This window comes from Duncaniella freteri (assembly GCF_004766125.1).
GTDB classification, from domain to species: domain Bacteria; phylum Bacteroidota; class Bacteroidia; order Bacteroidales; family Muribaculaceae; genus Duncaniella; species Duncaniella freteri.
Map to the genome: position 1 here is coordinate 1,984,390 of NZ_SJSA01000001.1, position 19,223 is coordinate 2,003,612.

Sequence of the window (19,223 nt, forward strand, 5' to 3'; positions counted from 1 at the left end):
GATAATGTGCCTTCGGATTCCATTCCGCAACAGACGAAGGAAATCGAAACCGACGGCGGCCCGGATTACTCCGACAATCCCGACCCGCGTCTGTTTGCCTATAACCTTTTCGGAGAACTGGAGCCGAGGGACGCGCCAAAACACCAGCGTCTCGCCGTGCCAAAGAAAGAGAAGGAGGAAAAGCCGGTCGAAAAGCCGAAACCGTGGGCTGATGCCAAACCGTTGCCGACAAATAAATTCCGACCGCTTACTGAAAAGGAGCTGGAATTTTACGGTTCTCTGAACTGGGACGATAATCCGCCTATCAACGGGTTCTACGAGGCTATGATGTCAATCGCATACGCCCAGCTTGCGGAGCGTGAGCGTCAGGCGGCTGAAAAAGAAGCCGACAAGGATTATAAATCCGAAACTATCGTCGAGGGTGGCACTGTAATCGAGAAAACCGAAGGCTACTTCATTCCCGGCAGACAGCCAAGAGTGGCGGCACAGCAGCCGGAGAAAACCGAGGTCGATATGTCGCCCCGTCCTTTCTCGGAGGATATTCAGTTCTTTCACCACAACGGCAGTATGGTGGTGCAGGACGGTCTTGTGGGCTTCCTCTCGGAAGTACGCAAGAACAGCGCGACATTCAATCCGTTGGAGTTGAAACCGGAACAGGCGAAACGCGCCATGCTCTATGTCACTCTGTCGGAAACGTATCAGCAACTCTACAACTATGAAGCTGAGACACATGAACCGTCGGAACATCTGCGCGAACACCTCAATCAGTATTATGATGAGTTTGTGGAGAAATATGGCAACCTCAATGAGAAAAAGAATGTAAGATTTATTCTCATGGATGCCAATGGCAGGGACGCATTGGCACTGGAGCGGGGCGAGAACGGTCGGTTTGTCAAGGCTGATATTTTCGACCATCCGGTCTCATTCGCCGTTGACGAGGTTACTTCGGTTGATACCCCGCTGGAGGCACTGACCGCATCGCTCAATAAATACGGTGTCGTCAACCTTGAATATATGTCATCGCTTGTGGATATGGATGAGGATTCATTGGTAGATAACCTCGAAGGTCACATATATTATAATCCGCTTGTCAGCAGCTATGAGGTCAGAGACCGTTTCATTGCCGGAAATGTAGTGGCAAAAGCCGATAATGTCAGGGCATGGATTAACCATGAGGAAGAACGGATAAAGGACTTCCCCGGATATGACGGTGTAGAACCATTTATCGCCATGTCGAAAGATTCGCTCAAAGCGTTGGAGGATTCCCGACCCCGCCGCATAGAGTTTGACGAGCTGGACTTCAACTTCGGTGAGCGATGGATACCGACCGGCATCTACTCCGCCTATATGTCGTACCTCTACCATACCGATGTTAAGATTGCATATTCTGCCTCTATGGATGAATACTCGGCAGAGGCGAGTCGCAAGAATGTGACCATCTGGGAGGAATTCTGCGTAAGGGGTCACTATCGCACCTACGACGGCATGAACCTGTTGAAGCACGCTCTGCACAATACTGTCCCCGACATAAAGAAATCAATCGGCAAGGACGATAACGGCAACGACATAAAAGTGCCGGACAGCGAGGCTATCCAACTTGCCAATACAAAGATTGAGGAGATACGCAACGGATTCAGCGAATGGCTTGAAGCCCAGTCGCCTGAGTTCAAGGAGCGTCTTGTTGATTTGTATAATGACAAGTTCAACTGTTTCGTGCGTCCCCGCTACGATGGCTCACACCAGACATTCCCGGATTTGAACATGAAACTTCTCGGTGACCGTTATGGAATCAGCTCGATTTATCAGTCGCAGAAGGACTGTATATGGATGCTTAAACAGAATGGAGGTGGAGTGTGCGACTTCGAGGTGGGCTGTGGTAAAACGTTGATAATGTGTATTGCAGCGCATGAAATGAAGCGTCTTGGACTGGCACACAAGCCTATGATTATCGGGCTGAAAGCCAATGTCGCCGAGATTGCCATGACGTACCAGACGGCATATCCCAATGCCCGGATTCTGTTTGCCGATGAAAAGAGTTTTAAGGCAGACAACCGCGTCAACTTCTTCAACCGGATCAAGAACAACGACTATGATTGCGTGATAATGTCGCACGACCAGTTCTGCAAGATACCGCAGTCACCTGAGATGCAGCAGCAAATCCTTCAGGCGGAACTTGATACGGTTGAGGAAAACCTCGAAGTGCTGAAACAGCAGGGCCACGATGTTAGTCGTGGTATGCTCAAAGGCTTAATCAAACGTAAGGAGAACCTTACAGCCAAGATAGCTACCATTCAGTACCAGATGGATCAGAACAAGGACGCGGTCGTTGACTTCAAGCAGATGGGAATCGACCACATCTTTGTGGACGAATCACATTATCAGAACTTTTATGAGTTTCCTATTAAATTACTCAATTATTTAGTAATCATTTGTTTTGATCCGTAAACAGTTCTGATTATATTCCGTCATAATTGTAGAATAACTTTTAAACAAGATGCGATTATGGACATATTTAATCTGAATGAAAAAGTCGAGGGGCTTGTTTCTTATTTACAAGAAACCGGTTATTCAGCCATGTACATAGGCTATGTGAAGAAAATGGCTGAGTGGCTATCGGAAAATGCTAACCATTATAAATGGCAGAGTTTCTCCGACGTTGAACCGACATTAAAAGAATTGTGGTCCAACAAGTATACCTACAGGAACAAGGTACGCCTGTTGCGTGTAATCTGCCAATACATTGAGAATGGATTATTACCCGATGGTTGCAAACACTACAGCAAGCCTCACCACTATGAGTTGCTCGGCGCAGAATACAAGGATGTAACGGACATGGCTTTCAACATGGTAGACAGACGTTGCAAATTTTCAATAAATGTGAAGTATGCGCTATCTTCGTTCTTCTTCCGGCTACAGGAAATGGGAGTGTACTCATTCGAATCAATAACAGAAGATGCGGTATTAGAAGTGTTTTCCAAAGACATAAAACCGAAAATGGGCCATTCGCTCAAATATTCGGTGGAATATGGGCTGAAAGCCTGTTTGCCTCACTATGGCAAATCCGTTGAACGTATAATCGCATACCTGCCGTCCATACCCAATATGCGGAAAAACATTCAATACCTTACGGAGCAAGAACTGACTGCTATCAGGCATACTTTAGAACACGATAGCACAATATCTCTACAGGACAAAGCCATCATAACCTTGGCCATGTACACGGGATTGCGTGGATGTGACATCTCTGCACTCACGCTTGACAGCTTCGATTGGGAACACGACCTGATAAAAATCACTCAGGCAAAGACGGGACAGCCCCTGACATTGCCACTCCGTGCCGTGGTAGGAAACGCTGTATTTGATTACCTGCTCAAAGAACGTCCCCGAAGCCCGGAACCATATGTTTTTCTCACAGTACAGGTGCCATACAGAAGGCTTCATACAAGCAATCTCGATGCTATATGCTCAAAAGTCATGTGCAAAGCAGGAATAAGACAAGGTGAAAATGAGAGAAAGAGTCTGCATCTGTTCCGCCACAATGTGGCAACGGCCCTGTTACAGGGCGGTGTGCAGCAACCTGTCATAAGTGCCACCCTCGGTCATGCGTCCCCGGATTCTCTCGACCGCTACCTTAGTGCGGAATTCAAGAGGCTGAAGGAATGTTCATTGAGCATAGAATACTTTCCCGTAGGAAAGGGGGTGTTTGACGTATGAAAACTATTTCATTCCTATCCAACGCTATAGAAGGGTATGTAAAATACCGCAAGGCTTCCGGGCGTAACAGCCATAGCTATGTCAAGAACGTAATACTGTTCGATCATTTTTGCGCAAGGGAATATCCGGGACAAACTGAGCTTACCCAAGAAATCGTGGACAGATGGTGCAGGCAACGTCCGACTGAATGCACAAACTCCTGCGTGTCACGTGTCTATCCTGTCTTAGACTTCATCAAGTACATGAACAAGCGTGGAATGACGAAAATTGACTTGCCGCAAGTGCCAAGGTCTGTGCCGAGGACTTATACGCCGCATCCTTTTACACACTATGAATTGAAACGCTTCTTTGACGCTTGCGACAACATAAAGCCAAGGCGTGGCAGACTCGCGGCCATCCAGCGCATGACACTGCCGGTGTTCTTCCGTTTACTGTACAGTTCAGGAATAAGGACAACCGAGGCCATCCTGCTGGAACGCGATGACGTAAACCTTGAAAATGGCGTGGTATCCATCAAACGTGGCAAAGGGTATGACCAGCATTATGTAGTCCTCCATGACACAATGTTGCCCCTGATGCGTACTTATGACGGAAAAATAGATGGGCTGATTCCGAACCGTAGGGTGTTTTTCCCGACACCGGATGACAAGCCGCACCCTCCTGTATGGGTAACGTACCACTTCAGGGTGCTGTGGCAAAGCTGCAATTCATCCCGCGCAATCCCATACGAACTAAGGCACAACTACGCCATAGAGAACATAAACAGCTGGACACACCAAGGATTTGCCGTACATGACAAATTACTGGCTCTAAGCAAGAGTATGGGGCACAGGCAAATAGAAAGTACATTGGCTTACTACTCTTTGACTCCGGCGATTTCGGACATAATGGCGTGTACCGACAATGAAATCAGCCAACAATTAACGCAAGACGATTATGAAAAAGAAGATTAACCCACAGGCCATGCAGATTGCCGCGTGCCTGCATGACTGGCTTGAACACCATGTGCCTTCCATCAAGGCGTGCAGCCGACATACCCTAAGAAACTACCATGTTTCCATGACGCTTTATGCAGAGTTCCTCAGAACGGTAAAAGGCATAACGCCCGAAACGTTGAATGCTGATTGCTTTTGCAAGAAAAACATTGAGGAGTGGATTGTTTGGATGAAAAAAGTCCGTAACTGTAGCCCGGCAACCTGCAATGTGAGATTGTCCGCCTTGCGCGCTTTTCTGAAATACCTATCAGATAATGACATATCATTCGTTTCAGTGTTCCTGCAGGCGGAGAATGTGCCGAATGAAAAAACTCCAAAAAGGAAAGTGATCGGGCTCAGCAAGTTGGCTGTTGACACGCTTTTATCCATGCCAAACCAAAGAACCGCCATTGGTTTTCGTGATTACACGCTTCTGCTTCTTCTGTATTCGACTGCCGTGCGCATCAATGAGCTTTTGACGCTGAAGATTTGCAATATTACCATGGACTGCGCAAAGCCTCACATAATTGTCATAGGAAAAGGACGAAAGAGACGCCCAATACCTCTTCTGGCAAAGCCTGTTCAATATTTGAAGAAATACCTTACCGAGTATCATCCTAATCCTGGCGATGCTGAAGCATTACTCTTCAGTTCAAAAAGCAGAGGTATATACACACCCATGTCTGCGGAAAATGTTAATAAAATGCTGAAAAGGTACGCAAAGATGGCGCATGGCAAATGTAGTGACGTTCCTTTGGACATACATGCGCATCAGTTCAGGCACGCCAAAGCATCCCATTGGCTTGAAAACGGCATGAACATTGCCCAAATCTCTTATTTGCTTGGGCATGAGAATATCCAAACGACAATGGTATATCTTGACATAACTACCGAACAAGAGGAAAAAGCATTGGAAACGCTTGAGGATGAAAACCAGAGGTGCGTTGGTAAGAAATGGAAATCGGCAAAAGGTAAAATGGAACTTGAGGTTTTCTTGGGTTTGCATAAATGACGAATGTGGGGTATTGTGCTTGTAATAAGTACAATGCCTCATTTCATAACAACTCACTCAATAAATAATCCGAACTATATTAAAATGCAACAAAATAAGAATCAGCAACTTGATGCGAAATTTAGGAAATTCATAAAAGTTCTGATAATGACATAAATCCAAAATTCCGGATTTGAGCCACCAGTTCAAGAACCTGATGTTCAATACCCGACACGACCGAGTGGCGGGATTAGGCAACTCGGAAGGCTCACAACGTGCGCTGAATCTTCTCTATGCCATACGCACCATTCAGGAGCGGACGGGCAAAGACCTCGGTGCGACTTTTCTCAGTGGTACTACAATCAGCAACTCGCTCACCGAATTGTACCTGCTGTTCAAGTATCTACGCCCGAAAGAGCTTGAAAGGCAGGATATACGGTGCATCGACGCATGGCTGGCGATTTTCGCAAAGAAAACAACCGACTTCGAGTTTAATGTCACCAATAGAATTGTACAGAAAGAGCGTTTCCGTTACTTTATCAAAGTGCCGGAGCTTGCGGCATTCTACAACGAGATAACGGATTACCGCACGGCGGAGGATGTAGGCGTTGACCGTCCTGCAAAGAACGAGATTCTGCATAATATCCCTCCGACACCGCAACAGGAGGCGTTCATCGAGAAACTGATGAAGTTTGCCGAGAGTGGCGACGCCACAATACTTGGCAGAGCACCATTGTCGGAAACAGAGGAGAAGGCGAAGATGCTTATCGCCACGGACTATGCCCGCAAGATGGCTCTTGACATGAGGCTTATTTCTGCGGCATACGATGACAATCCCGACAACAAAGCCTCGCACTGCGCCCGGATGATTGCCGAGTATTACCGCAAATACGATGAGCAGCGGGGTACTCAGTTTGTGTTCAGCGATCTCAGCACCTACAAGCCCGGCGAGTGGAACATCTATTCCGAAATCAAACGCAAACTGATTGAGGATTACGGTATTCCAGCGCATGAGATACGTTTCATTCAGGAGTGCAAGACAGAGAGGTCGAGAAAGGCTGTGATTGAGGCGATGAACAGCGGCGACGTGCGCGTGCTTTTCGGTTCGACGAGTATGCTCGGCACGGGAGTTAACGCCCAGCGCAGGGCTGTCGCCGTCCATGAACTGGAATGCCCGTGGCGTCCCAGCGACTTGGAACAACGCGAGGGACGTGCAATCCGTGCCGGCAACGAGATTGCCAAACTCTATGCCGACAATAAGGTGGATGTCATCATCTATGCCGTGGAGAAATCGCTGGACTCCTACAAGTTCAACCTTCTCCACTGCAAGGCGACATTCATCAGCCAGCTCAAGCGTGGCGCGCTCGGAGCGAGAACAATCGATGAGGGCGCGATGGACGAGCAGAACGGCATGAACTTCTCGGAGTACATGGCTATTCTCAGCGGCAACACCAACCTTCTCGAAAAGGCGAAACTTGAAAAGCGGATAGCCTCGATGGAGAGTGAGCGCAAATCATTCGGCAAGGGACGCGCGGATTCCGAATCAAAGTTGCAGATGATTACCCACGACATAGCCAACAACGAGGCTATCATAGCTCAGATGAAAGCAGACTGTGCCCGCTATCAGGAAGTGGTACAGCGTGACAAGGACGGCAACCCCGTCAACAATCTCACCATCGACACCTGTCAGCTTACCGACGAAAAGAACATGGGTATCCACTTGCAAGGACTGGCGATAAACACCAACACCAACCGCCGTTACCAGCGTATCGGTGAGATTTACGGATTCCCTATTTCCATCATATCCGAGCCGACGGTGGTTGACGGTCACGAGAGTGTGCAGAACCGCTTTGTAGTCGAAGGCAGCCTGAAATACAAGTACAACAACGGTTTCATCGCCATGAGTGACACTCACGCCGCCTGCATGAACTTCGTCAACGCTCTGGAAAAGATACCCGGCATCATCGCCCAGTATGAGGAACGCACCGCCAGACTCAAAGCCGATGTTCCCCAGCTCGAAGCCATTATCGCCAAGACATGGGGCAAGGATGACGAGTTGAAACAGCTCAAATCCGAGCTTGCCGCCATCGACCGCAAAATCACCGCCGAACTGGCACCGAAAAGGGAGGAGCAGGACGGCGTTGAAAACAAACAGGATTCCTCCGTAGAAGTCAATACCACCAAAGTGGACGCTCCTTCAACATCTGACGACCAGAAAAAGTCAATGGTAGCTGAACCGGAATATTGCTATGCTAAACGTGTTTCGGCGTTGTCTTATTCATCAACCGGATTTGGATATAAACATCTATGATGTAATTTAATTTGAAATTAAACGATTGCTAAGGGCGGTATCATGTAGCACTCATGATACTGCCTTTATTTTTCATATTACATGAAATTTTATTAGAGCATTATAGATGCCATTGTCATCAACTGATGATGTAATATAATCTGCCGCCTGTTTCAGTCATTGATTGGCATTTCCCATAGCAACGCCAGTTCCGGCTTCCATAATAATCGATAAATCATTACCTCCATCGCCAAAAGCCATGGTTTCTGATAAATCGAATCCACGATATGCAGCTATTTCTCTAAGCCCTTTGGCTTTACTTACTCCTTTGGCTGTGAAATCAGCGAAATCCGGACACCATCGCCCCGACTCGATGTTTCCAAGATGGGGCAGTATCATGGATTCCTGCTTTTCGCTTATGAAAGGTGTTAGCTGCAAAATTCTCTGGTTTAATACATCTTCAACAGGTAATTCATATTCTATATCAGGCACATTAAGCATTTCAGCTATATGTTTTACTTTTTCCGGATTTGATGCCGTATTATACATTGTGAGATTCGTATCCCCGACTACCATACATGGGAAATGCAATTCATTTGACTTGTCAAGAACAAACAAGACATCATTTTTAGGAATCTGGCTACATGAAATAGCTGTCTCTCCGACAAAACAGTATGCACCGTTTGTTGTTATAAAGCCGTCAATCAAATGTTCAATCTGACTGATGTTGTTTATGAGGGCTAATGGCCTTCCTGTAGAAATATATATTTCCACTCCATTAGCTCTTGCAACAGCCAAAGCATCGATGGTTGAAGATGGTATTGTGTGAGTCTTGAAGCTGACGAGAGTGCCATCTATATCGAAAAATAATGCTTTAATCATAATAGTCCAGATTTTTGATAGCCTGAATGGTATATTTTACGGATTCTGCCATTAGATCAAGCCAATATTTTATCCACAAGGATATGTCACCATTTTCATTGACGTATTGAATGGCATTGCAATACCGATTGTAATCTCTTGCGATGACATGAGATTGCAATAATACCGGATATGACAAAACACCGTTTGCCAGTAAAAACAAAATATTGAGAAGACGCCCGATTCTTCCATTTGCGTCAATGAAGGGATGTATCATCTCAAACTGATAGTGGATTACAGCAGCCTTTATAAATACATTTTCAGGCGAATAGTTAATGTAATTCTCAAGATCTGTAATGGCAAAGTCCATATCCTCTGCCACCGGAGGCACGAACAAAGCATCTGTAAGCACAGCATCAACGCCACCAATCCAGACAGGCGATGTTCTGTATTCTCCACGATATTTTTTGTCATAGTCCGGGCTTTGGCAGACAATATAGTGAACATTGCGTATCAGGCGTGAGCTTATTGGCAACTCGGTGACAGCCTCCACAGCATAATCAGTTGCATGCGCCAGATTCTCACTATTCTCATTGGGCTGAAACAATGAAAATGAGAAAGGATTACTTGGGGTGTCTTTCGAAAGCAGCCATGAATCATGAGCTTCGGTTTTAATCAGTCGGGTTCTTTGATCGTCTGATAAATCAATTATACATTTATCAAGCCGGGCAAACTCAGCTGATAACTCCGCCAACACCGTTTTGTCGGAATCAAATGAATATTCTGATATTTTAGGTGGAACGAATGATTTATACTTCATTACACCAGAAAGATTTGTTCTAAAAGTCATAACTCACTATCTGCCAAATTTATCAAATCATTCACAGTCTTTTCTATCTTATCAATCAATTCGGTGGACATAGTTTCTTTGACGATGCGATGGGAATAGTCTGTCATGTTTTTAGCCTTGGCTGTCCTCAGGTATTCAGGGTCAAGACCTCTATTCCCAAGCCTCCATCGGTCAAGGGCGTCGGCATCTTTGAAGATTGCATAAAGCTTCAGCACCCTGTCGGCCTCCGAACCGAAGTGTTTTCGGATAGCCTCTTTCCCTAAAGCGTCATCAAGGTCGTGGTACCGCATAAGATACACCGATTCGGGATGAAAAGAAATTCCTCTGTTTACACGGCAGAACTGTTCGTAATATACCGCCGCTCTTGCACCATGCCCAGTGTCGAGATATTCATCCTGTCGGCATGAATCGTGAAATATCGCCGCATGAGCGAGAATCTCAAAACCTATGCTGTCATTGCCTAATATATCATCACCTAATATCAGTGCATACAGAAGTACACGTTCGCAATGTGCCGTTGCATGTATTTCGCTATCCGGCATATTGAACCTGATATGACTATACATATAATCATCCCACCGCAAGAATTCATTTCTTACAGTGGGCTGAAGCCTGTTTATCTCTGATTGAGGGATGTTCATTGATTGAGCTGCTTTAATGTATCTGCAATGTCTCCGGGGAGTACGATGGATTTAGCCGCAATTTCATCAGGAACATAAATCTCATGTGGAAGATTTAGTGTGATATATGTCGCATCAGTCTCGCGTAAGGCAAGCTGCATCATAGGCAGCTTTATAAGCCTGTTTAGACTGCCTATGCCAAGTTCGAGCAACACAATGTTCCTACCATGCCAATGAGAAATAAATTCATTCAGGCGGGGCTGCTTGTCTTTTGGTGCGTCGCCTTTGACAAGATCCCGGAACGTTCCTTCTATTTCCCAGACATTATCCGGCGGGAATCCTGCTTTTTCCAGATGTTCATCAGCATTTGTAGTCAGCACAAAACATGGTTTGTCGCCTACTATGGCACGCAAATCGGTCATAACTACAGACGGGATATAATCATCGACCCAGAGTTTCACGAGCCTTTCAACGTATTTCTGATAGTCATCATGGGATATATGCTTGGCAAATACTCCATCAAGCACTGATTTTATGCCGTAATGGTCTCTAAAATCACCAAATTGGCGGCGGAACATCTCGTTGTCGGCGAAAATATTATATCCTTCCGAAATGGACAGACCGTTGCTTGCGCCAATCAGTATGGCATCCGTATTTTTAAGTTTTATCCGTGCTTTTTCAATATTCTGTAACATGTCAGATTTCTTTTGTAAATGTCATGAGTACATAGTCTTCATCTGGTGTGGAGTATTCTGGAATTTTCAGGCTTGACTGTTGTGTAAATCCGTGAGAAGGATAATAGTCATAAGAACAGCTTGTGTCTGTCCACAGGGCCATTCTTTTATAACCTTTTTCTTGTAGAATTCCAATAAGATGATCCAGAAGAAGACGACCGCTGCCTTTGACGGTACTCATAAACAATGCCAGCTTAAACGTTGTGTCATCAAGCAATTTTTTACACTCAGTATCGGCTTTTATGTGATATGCACGTTGAGTTTTAAGCCATTCGCCTTCTCCCTTTTCAAGTACAGACAATCGGTCTTCATAGAACTTTTCGGGATTGGAAACTGAATCTGCCGTTCCTGCAAACACGATTGCTGCAATCTTACCGTTTTCAATCGCCTTGAATGACAGATCCGGTTCCAAGTAATTGTTTCTTACAATCATGCCACAAGCGGCATATAGCAGGGCTTCTGATGTGTCGGCGAAATAATCCTTCCAACACTCGGAAACCAATTTCATTATTTCGGGTATATCTTCCGGAACAACAGGCTGTATCTCAATCATATCAATAAATTCTTCCTGAATCAAATATATTGTCTTTATCCTGACGCCGGAGATTGTCGGTTGACTTGCCGAGAACCCCCTTCAGTACAAAGGCGATGTCATCCTGAATATCCAGACTTTTGGAAGCTATCTCCTTAGGAATTATGGCATGCTTCGGATTGACGGTTATGTAGTAGGCATCGGGAAGCTGATATGTCATGTTCATAAAGGGTTCTTTAATGAACATGGGAGTCATCATGCCGACACCCAACTCAAGAAACAGAATTTTTCTATCTGCATTCCTGCGTATGAAATCAATATAGCGGTTATACTCCCGTTCATACTCTTTTCCTTGCAGGAACTCTCTTGACCGTACCCAGTCAACCATTTCTCCGCCACATCGCGGACATACGGGTATCAAGTCTTCGGGAAGCGAGTCATTCTGAATCTTTGGGATTAATTCATCTATAATCTCTTTGTTATAATAGATTTTATCATGACACCGGTTCTTGCACTGGAAGTAACGGGCATCGCCTTGCAGACGTGTGATTTTATCCTCAGGGAATACGCGAAACAGTTGAGCATCCTGATTAGTTGTCACAATATAATAGTTTTTCCCATGTAGGATTTCATACAGTTCGATATATACTTCCGGAATATCAATGTCATACAGATGCTTTATTGAGCGCAACAACAGTGCCCAATGTTCGCCTTTGGCAATCCTTCGGTCGTAGTACGCATCAAAGAGATTTTTATCGCCATATTTTTCGCGTAGTCCGCCTGCAATCTTTTTATAGTCGTCATCGTCCTGATAGTAGTATCTCAATCCTCCGGCTGCTGACATTCCTGATGCGGTGCCAACAACTATGGCATCCGCATCATTTATCTTCTTTATAAGAATTTGTATCTTCTCTTGTTCAGTCATAAGTTAGCCTTATTTATCGTAAAACAATTGCTGCTGTACACTAGTGTCTCTTAAAAAGTGTTAATCAAATTCGAGGTCAAGAGTTGGATGGCAATTTGCTATTTGTGCTGGCACCGGTTCTGGAGTCAACAAGTCCTTGATATGCTCCTTGACAAGCAGGGAGCTGCCGAGGATTCTCATGACTTCGTAGATGTTTCTTTCAAGTTTCATTTTATGTTCGATTATTGCGACAACGCAGTAAGTGCATATAGCCGCATAAATTTGTATTCTGACGGATGTCTCGGAATTACCCCAGAATGTGGTGACTCTAAGGTGCTGTTTGATCCATTTGAAGAAAAGCTCCACCTGCCATCGGTTCTTGTAAAGGAACACAATCTGTTCGGCAGACAGGAAGAAATTATTTGTGTAAAAAACAAAACTTCTCTTCAGGTCAGGGATATACGCTACAATACGTCTAATCCGGGAAGGGTAATTGGATGCATTGCGTCTACCGGTAAACCTTACGGTATAATCTTGAAGAATGTTTCCATTCTCGGGCATGTCCAGACCATCCTCGACAATGAACTTCGGCTTAGCCTTCTCTCTTATGACAAAGAAGGCTCCAAGTTCCTCAATCTTATGAAGCCTATCCAAGTCCCAGTATCCACGGTCGAAGATATAACCGGCCAACGGTTCATAATCAATGATATCCATCGCATTTACATCATGAACCGAGGCATTGGTGATGTTTATCATAACTGGAATCTGCGTCACTATATCAAGTTGGGTATGCAGTTTAATGCCGGACTTGGTGCTTCTGAACTTTGCCCAGTCATAAACACTCATGCAAAGGTCAATCGTGGAGGAATCGAACGCATAGAACTTGCCGCCGATACAAAATTCCCGGTCTATACGGGCTTCCTGAGCCAGCACAATCATATGGTTGGCGAACTCCTCGAACACATGCCAATCACGATTGGTATTGCATCTGGAGAGAATATTACGGTCTACCGCTTCTTTGCCAAATCCGAGATGAAAGGATTTCTTGCGATGTGCTGTAGTGATATCCGAGAGTTCACGGAGACTTCGACATCCGAGCAGTTGACCGAATATAAGGACAAGCAACTGTCCCCAATAAGACAACTGCCATCCGAGGGTTCTGTCCTCAACCTTATTTTTGGTACGATGCTCCATGATTCTTTCAAATTTGCGTTTTGGCAAAAAGTCAACAATCTGGCTGAAAATGTATCGTCCTGCATTCATGAAAAATTGGGGAACCGAGTTTTAAGGCTCCAACCCCAATGTAATCATTTGAAAAGTGCGACAAGGTTTGCAGGCCTGAAAATCGCGTAACCAACATGAATACAGAGTTTAACAATTTCGCATTAACAGATTTTAAAAGACGCCAGTGATGCAAAATCATTCTTCTTGAACTCCGGCACATCATTGTCGGTCTGTCCATATCCAAGCGAACGGGTGCGAATCTGCCATATTTCGCCACGCAATCCGGCTGAGAAAGTCAACTGTTCATAATGTCCGGAGAAGTTAAGATATAGGGCTGATATATCCGTATCATATTTGAATCTGTTATATAGATTGTCAAGAGGCTGGAGATTCTCGGCAGAGGAGCCGGCTGCGTATGATGCAGGGCTGTTCTCATGATTGTAATTACCTTTATATCCGGTCTCAAGACGCAGCCATGGCAGAAATTTATAGGAATAGTCAAGTGCGGCTTCCCAATTGCTGATTTTTACATCCTGATGCTGGCTCTGCCAAATCGTCTCCTCTGAGCCATCAGCCCATGTCTCGTCTTCTCGAAACCTGTTGTCATTCGGTCCCTGCCAGATGTTATAGCTTACATTCATGTCGATGTGATGGTCGTGTCCGAACAAGTGTCGGTATCCAAGCATGACATTCGCACCACGTGTATCACCGCTCTCACGGGCATTGTTGATATTGCTTGTCCATTGTCCGGGAAGATTGCTCAGATGGGTTGTTGCCGTATGCCCCCACTTGTGACCGAATGTCCCGATTGCGCTCAGATAAAGCGTGTTATTCTCGTCGGGTTTGAAATTTGTCCCAAGACGTAGAAACGCACTGTTCTCATGTTTTTTGTTGTCGCCATCGGAATTAAGGAAATACCCTTCATTGTATGAACGTCGGGATGTCACTCCTCCCGGATTGTGGTGAGACTTCAGCCCTAAACCGGCAAATGTCTCAAATTTACCTTCATTGTAATTTATGTTGAAGTTGACATTGGCATTTCCGCGAGTGTCAATATCGGCCTCGGCACTGCCAAAATACCCGTGTCGATGATCTTCTTTGAGACGGATATTGATAATACCGGCAGTTCCTTCGGTGCTATGTTTTGATGAAGGATTGGTCATGACTTCGATGCTCTCGATTGTTTCAGCAGGTATCTGACGAAGCAACTGGGCCCGGTTGTCGGCATTCATGCCCATTTCTTTACCGTTGATCCAGACAAGTACATCTGAATTTCCACGTAATGAAATCTCACCGTCGCTGTTGACATCTACAGATGGAACGGCTGCCAGAAGTTCATCAGCTGACGCTCCTGTTGAAGCTATGTTTGAACTCACATTGAACACTCTGTGTTCCGAGTTGACAGACATCTGGCTTCGCTGTCCGGTCACGACCACTTCCTGAAGTAACTTGGCATCATCGGCAAGCTCTATCCGACCGATATTCACTTCCGAATCCCCAATCCGGATTTCACGTTCTTGCGTGATACTTCCGATATTGCTGAAACGGATAATATACGTCCCGGCAGGAGCGCGTTCTATGACAAAAGTTCCGTTTTCATCTGTCATAGTGCCAATCTGCATAGGCACTCCGGTAGTGGGATTTACAAGTTGTACACTCACAAAGTCGAGGGGCTCTGTTGAGTTTTTGCTGAAAACCGTGCCACGGATGTTTCCGTCGGCATAGGCGTTTGCGGCAATCATCAGTGCCGTCGCAAAAGCGAAAGGTAATCTTGGTCTTATCATAATTGCTGTGATATTTGTTTTCTGACTGCAAAGTTACCCTGCCGGTGCCGCAACCCGGTTACAGACGAAAAACGGATGATTGCCATATGTCGGCAATCATCCGTTAAATACCTTGTAAATATGCGATTATAAAACCTGAGAATACAGTAGCTGCCTCTAATGCGTATTATAGATGCAAAATCGAATAAGGTCAGAATGATATGGTTTCCCCATCACCCGGAATATGTAAAAGGTGTGAGAAATTATTGGTTTTTGAGAATTCTCTTAGCATGTCACGAGTTACCATGTTGTGGTTTACACCCTCAAGATGTGTCGCTATAATTGTTGCTTCAGGTGTGTATCTGTGGAGGGATAGTAAATCCTCGTGGTTCATAATAAGCCGATAGAATCCCTTGACTTTATTCCCTCCGGAATTTGCAACAATTATTTCAGGATGGAATTTGTCAATTACCGTTTTAACGCCATCATACCAGATGGTATCACCTGCAACATATACTGTTTTCTCGTTTTTATGTTCAAATATGACACCGCAAGCCGCTCCCACATATATCAACAGCGGATATTTCCCATGCTTTGCTGGTGTCTTTGTCAGTTTAATATCGGAAAAATATGTTTCATCGCCCAATATTTCAACATCTGTGAATCCTTTCCTGATAAACAGCTTACGGTTATTGTTATCCTTTACAAATATTTTCATATCCTTGGGGATAACCTTAAATGCGGTGGAATCAAGGTGGTCAAAATGGTAATGTGTAGCAATAACTGCGTCAATACCACTAAGAATCTGACTTATATCCATTGGCAAATCGACAACCGGATTCCATTTCCAGTTACCGGCAAAGGGATATGGAGGGAATGAACCTTTGGGACCTAACATCGGATCGATCAAGAACCGCTTGCCGGCATATTCCACTATTATTGTGGCATTTCTTATTTGCGTAATTCTCATGACTTTACAATGGCGGTTTACTTATCGCACTTTGGGCATAGCCCTTTGAGCATGAAATTGACGGATTTTATCCTGAATGATTCGGGAATATCTACATAGGGTACTGTGATGTTATCAAAACAAAATACCGTGCCACATTTCTCACAGTAGAAGTGGACATGCTGGTCATTGACAGTGTGATGGTTCCCACTATGACATAGTTCATATTTCAGTGAGCGGCTGCCATCCTCGATGACATGGATTATCTCTTTCTCTGCAAAAAATTCAAGAACACGGAATATGCTTGCCTTATCAATCGTGTTTAAGGCAATCTCCAGATCGGCAAGGTTTACAGGATGAGAACTTTTCATAAGTTCTTTCATTACCAGAATCCTGTTAGGCGTCGGTTTAATTCCCTTGCTTGTCAGGATATTTTCAACGTCTTCTGTATTCATCTTCAATTTTTTTGCAAAGTTAACACTTTAAGTCTGCAAACCGGTTGCATTGATTGATTATAATCTGTGCAACCGGTTTGCACTATTCTCATTGTAACTTTGCCGCTGTAAGTTTAAGTTCAAACAACGACATTAAATAATCTAACAATGAGCAAAACTTTTAAGATTGAGGTGGACTGCGCCAACTGCGCCAACCTCGTGGAAGAGGCCGCCAAGAAGGTGGAAGGTGTAAAGGATCTGACAATTTCCTTTATGACTCAGAAAATGAAGGTGACATTCGATGAGGGTGTCGATGAGGATGCTGTCATGGCGAATGTTCTTAAAACCGCGAAGAAAGTGGAATCCGATTTTGAGATTCTCTAAAGAAAAAACAATTGACAGTCCGGCAACATAAATGTCGGACTGCCTGTATAATCCTATATGGCGCATGAATAAGAAACAACGTAACATGCTGACGCGAATCATTATCGCTCTTGTAATGACAATCGCGCTACAATTTATTGATGCTACAGGGTGGATACTTTTAGGTCTGTATCTTGTAGTCTATATCATCATTGGCGGTGATATATTGAAAAAAGCATGGTCCGGAATTGTCAACGGACGGGTGTTTGACGAGAATTTCCTTATGGCAGTGGCTACAGTCGGGGCTTTTGCGTTGGCCATATATGAAAAAAGCGGAGATTATCTTGAGGCTATCGCAGTGATGCTGTTCTATCAGATCGGAGAGTTCTTCCAGAGCTATGCCGTAGGAAAGAGTCGCCGTAATATTGCAGCATTGATGGATATACGTCCGGATTACGCCAACATGGAGAGAGACGGAAAAATAGTAAAGGTAGATCCTGATGATGTGGAGGTAGGTCAGACGATAATAGTACAGCCGGGTGAGAAAATCCCCATCGATGGCGTGGTTGAATCCGGCGATTCCTCACTTAACACATCTGCGCTTACAGGTGAGTCTCTGCCGCGTGAGGTCAGAAAGGGTGATGAGGTTATAAGTGGCAGTGTAAATCTGTCGGGATTGCTTAGAATACGGACTACCAAAGAATTCGGAGACTCTACGGTTTCCAAAATACTTGAACTTGTTGAGGATTCGGCATCGAGAAAATCCAAATCAGAGAATTTTATAGCCAAGTTTGCCCGTATCTATACCCCTGCCGTGTGCTATGGAGCATTGGCACTTGCGCTTCTTCCACCTCTGTTTCTTATTCTGTTTAATGGTGCGCCGTTTGGATTCGTCACATTCGAGACATGGGTTTATCGAGCACTTGTTTTTCTTGTGATAAGCTGTCCGTGTGCCTTGGTAGTCAGCATACCTCTCTCTTTCTTTGCCGGAATCGGAGGCGCAAGCCGCGAAGGGATACTCGTAAAAGGTGCGAATATTCTTGAGACTCTCTCAAAGGTAAAAACCGTAGTGTTCGACAAGACCGGCACATTGACAGAGGGCGTGTTTGAGGTAAACGCTTTTCATGACCATGAAGATAAAGATCTTGAAGAAAACAAGACGAAGCTACTCGAATATGCTGCCATTGCAGAATCTTCATCTTCACACCCTATAGCAAAGTCACTCCAGCGGGCATACGGTCATAAGATTGACCGCGACAGGATGTCGGAGCTGCATGAGGTAAGCGGTCAGGGTGTAATTGCGGTTATCAACGGGAAACAGGTAGCTGCCGGCAATGAAAAACTGATGAAAAGCATCGGTGTCGAATCCTGTAACTGTCACAAGGCCGGGACTATTGTCCATATAGCCATTGACAGCAGATATGCCGGGCATATCGTGCTTGGCGACGTAATCAAGGCAACCTCCGCCAATGCGATAAAAGACCTTCATCGCTCCGGAGTGATACAGACGGTGATGCTTACAGGCGATTCCAAAGCTGTGGCAGAACAGACAGCCTCACAAATCGGAATAGATAAGGTTTACAGTCAGTTGCTCCCGGCCGACAAGGTATCGCGGCTTGAGGATATACTTAAAGAAGAAAATGGAGATGACAAGGTGGCGTTTGTAGGCGACGGCATCAACGATGCCCCGGTACTGTCACGGGCTGACCTCGGCATAGCAATGGGCGCAATGGGCAGCGATGCCGCAATCGAGGCTGCCGACGTGGTCTTGATGGACGATGACCCTGCAAAAATAGGCAAGGCTATTCGCATTTCCCGCAAGTGTCTGCGTATAGTGTGGGAAAATATCATCATGGCTTTAGGAATAAAAGGTGTGTGTCTGATACTTGGTATATTCGGCATAGTAAATATGTGGCTTGCAATCTTCGCTGATGTAGGAGTAATGATTCTTGCAGTCCTGAATGCTATCCGGGCCATGTATGTCAGAAAAATATGATTGAAGCACTATGCAGCCGGATAA

General features: G+C 45.1%; 15 protein-coding genes and 2 pseudogenes. 7 read left to right on the forward strand and 10 right to left on the reverse strand.

The window, feature by feature from the left end; translation table 11 throughout:
* Positions 1–144 precede the first annotated feature (144 nt).
* From EZ315_RS16980 to EZ315_RS08500, 5 genes and pseudogenes are all read left to right on the forward strand, one after another.
* Positions 145–2,376: pseudogene (locus EZ315_RS16980) on the forward strand (DNA methylase); the annotation flags it as partial.
* Positions 2,377–2,502: 126 nt separating this feature from the next.
* A complete protein-coding gene (locus EZ315_RS08485) occupies positions 2,503–3,714 on the forward strand; it encodes a tyrosine-type recombinase/integrase (RefSeq protein ID WP_135471678.1) in 1,212 nt (403 codons plus the stop codon).
* Positions 3,711–4,667: a tyrosine-type recombinase/integrase gene (locus tag EZ315_RS08490; RefSeq protein ID WP_118214583.1), complete on the forward strand. Its 957-nt coding sequence runs from the start codon at positions 3,711–3,713 to the stop codon at positions 4,665–4,667. Before EZ315_RS08485 ends, EZ315_RS08490 begins: the two co-directional genes overlap by 4 nt.
* Positions 4,651–5,700: a tyrosine-type recombinase/integrase gene (locus EZ315_RS08495; RefSeq protein ID WP_005680570.1), complete on the forward strand. Its 1,050-nt coding sequence runs from the start codon at positions 4,651–4,653 to the stop codon at positions 5,698–5,700. Before EZ315_RS08490 ends, EZ315_RS08495 begins: the two co-directional genes overlap by 17 nt.
* Positions 5,701–5,869: 169 nt before the next feature.
* Positions 5,870–7,990 (forward strand): annotated as a pseudogene (locus tag EZ315_RS08500) (helicase-related protein); the annotation flags it as partial.
* Between the two features lie 156 nt (positions 7,991–8,146).
* Here EZ315_RS08500 and EZ315_RS08505 read toward each other — a convergent pair.
* The 10 genes from EZ315_RS08505 to EZ315_RS08550 all read right to left on the reverse strand — a co-directional run bounded on the left by EZ315_RS08505 (position 8,147) and on the right by EZ315_RS08550 (position 16,861).
* Positions 8,147–8,851: a Cof-type HAD-IIB family hydrolase gene (locus EZ315_RS08505; RefSeq protein WP_317129903.1), complete on the reverse strand. Its 705-nt coding sequence runs from the start codon at positions 8,849–8,851 to the stop codon at positions 8,147–8,149.
* A complete protein-coding gene (locus tag EZ315_RS08510; protein ID WP_135471680.1) occupies positions 8,844–9,680 on the reverse strand; it encodes a Fic family protein in 837 nt (278 codons plus the stop codon). The genes EZ315_RS08505 and EZ315_RS08510 overlap by 8 nt, the downstream gene beginning before the upstream one ends.
* On the reverse strand, positions 9,677–10,321 hold the full coding sequence (locus EZ315_RS08515) for a hypothetical protein (RefSeq protein WP_135471681.1): 645 nt from the start codon (positions 10,319–10,321) through the stop codon (positions 9,677–9,679). The genes EZ315_RS08510 and EZ315_RS08515 overlap by 4 nt, the downstream gene beginning before the upstream one ends.
* A complete protein-coding gene (locus tag EZ315_RS08520; protein WP_135471682.1) occupies positions 10,318–10,995 on the reverse strand; it encodes an SIR2 family protein in 678 nt (225 codons plus the stop codon). The genes EZ315_RS08515 and EZ315_RS08520 overlap by 4 nt, the downstream gene beginning before the upstream one ends.
* A gap of 1 nt (position 10,996) precedes the next feature.
* Complete coding sequence (locus EZ315_RS08525) at positions 10,997–11,611, reverse strand: GNAT family N-acetyltransferase (protein ID WP_135471683.1); 615 nt, start codon at positions 11,609–11,611, stop codon at positions 10,997–10,999.
* Positions 11,589–12,491, reverse strand: a complete 903-nt coding sequence (locus EZ315_RS08530) for an SIR2 family NAD-dependent protein deacylase (protein ID WP_135471684.1) — start codon at positions 12,489–12,491, stop codon at positions 11,589–11,591. Before EZ315_RS08530 ends, EZ315_RS08525 begins: the two co-directional genes overlap by 23 nt.
* Positions 12,492–12,551: 60 nt before the next feature.
* On the reverse strand, positions 12,552–13,733 hold the full coding sequence (locus tag EZ315_RS08535; RefSeq protein WP_135470498.1) for an IS4 family transposase: 1,182 nt from the start codon (positions 13,731–13,733) through the stop codon (positions 12,552–12,554).
* Positions 13,734–13,855: 122 nt separating this feature from the next.
* Positions 13,856–15,478 (reverse strand): outer membrane beta-barrel protein, encoded by a 1,623-nt coding sequence (locus EZ315_RS08540; RefSeq protein WP_135471685.1) that lies wholly within the window; start codon positions 15,476–15,478, stop codon positions 13,856–13,858.
* A gap of 190 nt (positions 15,479–15,668) precedes the next feature.
* The gene (locus EZ315_RS08545; RefSeq protein ID WP_135471686.1) at positions 15,669–16,427 is read right to left on the reverse strand and encodes an MBL fold metallo-hydrolase; all 759 of its coding nucleotides are present in this window, start codon (positions 16,425–16,427) and stop codon (positions 15,669–15,671) included.
* A 17-nt stretch (positions 16,428–16,444) separates the two neighbouring features.
* Positions 16,445–16,861, reverse strand: a complete 417-nt coding sequence (locus tag EZ315_RS08550; protein ID WP_135471687.1) for a Fur family transcriptional regulator — start codon at positions 16,859–16,861, stop codon at positions 16,445–16,447.
* 147 nt (positions 16,862–17,008) lie between these two features.
* Between EZ315_RS08550 and EZ315_RS08555 the strand changes: the two genes are divergently transcribed.
* Both EZ315_RS08555 and EZ315_RS08560 read left to right on the forward strand, forming a co-directional pair.
* Positions 17,009–17,224, forward strand: coding sequence for a cation transporter (locus tag EZ315_RS08555; RefSeq protein ID WP_135471688.1), 216 nt, complete (start codon positions 17,009–17,011; stop codon positions 17,222–17,224).
* Between the two features lie 64 nt (positions 17,225–17,288).
* The gene (locus EZ315_RS08560) at positions 17,289–19,199 is read left to right on the forward strand and encodes a heavy metal translocating P-type ATPase (RefSeq protein WP_135471689.1); all 1,911 of its coding nucleotides are present in this window, start codon (positions 17,289–17,291) and stop codon (positions 19,197–19,199) included.
* Positions 19,200–19,223: the final 24 nt, after the last annotated feature.

Bases quoted from the DNA above. Each gene is read 5' to 3' on its own strand.
- EZ315_RS08485 (WP_135471678.1), top strand. From the start codon at position 2,503: ATGGACATATTTAATCTGAATGAAAAAGTCGAGGGGCTTGTTTCTTAT.
- EZ315_RS08490 (WP_118214583.1), top strand. From the start codon at position 3,711: ATGAAAACTATTTCATTCCTATCCAACGCTATAGAAGGGTATGTAAAA.
- EZ315_RS08495 (WP_005680570.1), top strand. From the start codon at position 4,651: ATGAAAAAGAAGATTAACCCACAGGCCATGCAGATTGCCGCGTGCCTG.
- EZ315_RS08505 (WP_317129903.1), bottom strand. From the start codon at position 8,851: ATGATTAAAGCATTATTTTTCGATATAGATGGCACTCTCGTCAGCTTC.
- EZ315_RS08510 (WP_135471680.1), bottom strand. From the start codon at position 9,680: ATGACTTTTAGAACAAATCTTTCTGGTGTAATGAAGTATAAATCATTC.
- EZ315_RS08515 (WP_135471681.1), bottom strand. From the start codon at position 10,321: ATGAACATCCCTCAATCAGAGATAAACAGGCTTCAGCCCACTGTAAGA.
- EZ315_RS08520 (WP_135471682.1), bottom strand. From the start codon at position 10,995: ATGTTACAGAATATTGAAAAAGCACGGATAAAACTTAAAAATACGGAT.
- EZ315_RS08530 (WP_135471684.1), bottom strand. From the start codon at position 12,491: ATGACTGAACAAGAGAAGATACAAATTCTTATAAAGAAGATAAATGAT.
- EZ315_RS08535 (WP_135470498.1), bottom strand. From the start codon at position 13,733: ATGAATGCAGGACGATACATTTTCAGCCAGATTGTTGACTTTTTGCCA.
- EZ315_RS08540 (WP_135471685.1), bottom strand. From the start codon at position 15,478: ATGATAAGACCAAGATTACCTTTCGCTTTTGCGACGGCACTGATGATT.
- EZ315_RS08545 (WP_135471686.1), bottom strand. From the start codon at position 16,427: ATGAGAATTACGCAAATAAGAAATGCCACAATAATAGTGGAATATGCC.
- EZ315_RS08550 (WP_135471687.1), bottom strand. From the start codon at position 16,861: ATGAATACAGAAGACGTTGAAAATATCCTGACAAGCAAGGGAATTAAA.
- EZ315_RS08555 (WP_135471688.1), top strand. From the start codon at position 17,009: ATGAGCAAAACTTTTAAGATTGAGGTGGACTGCGCCAACTGCGCCAAC.
- EZ315_RS08560 (WP_135471689.1), top strand. From the start codon at position 17,289: ATGAATAAGAAACAACGTAACATGCTGACGCGAATCATTATCGCTCTT.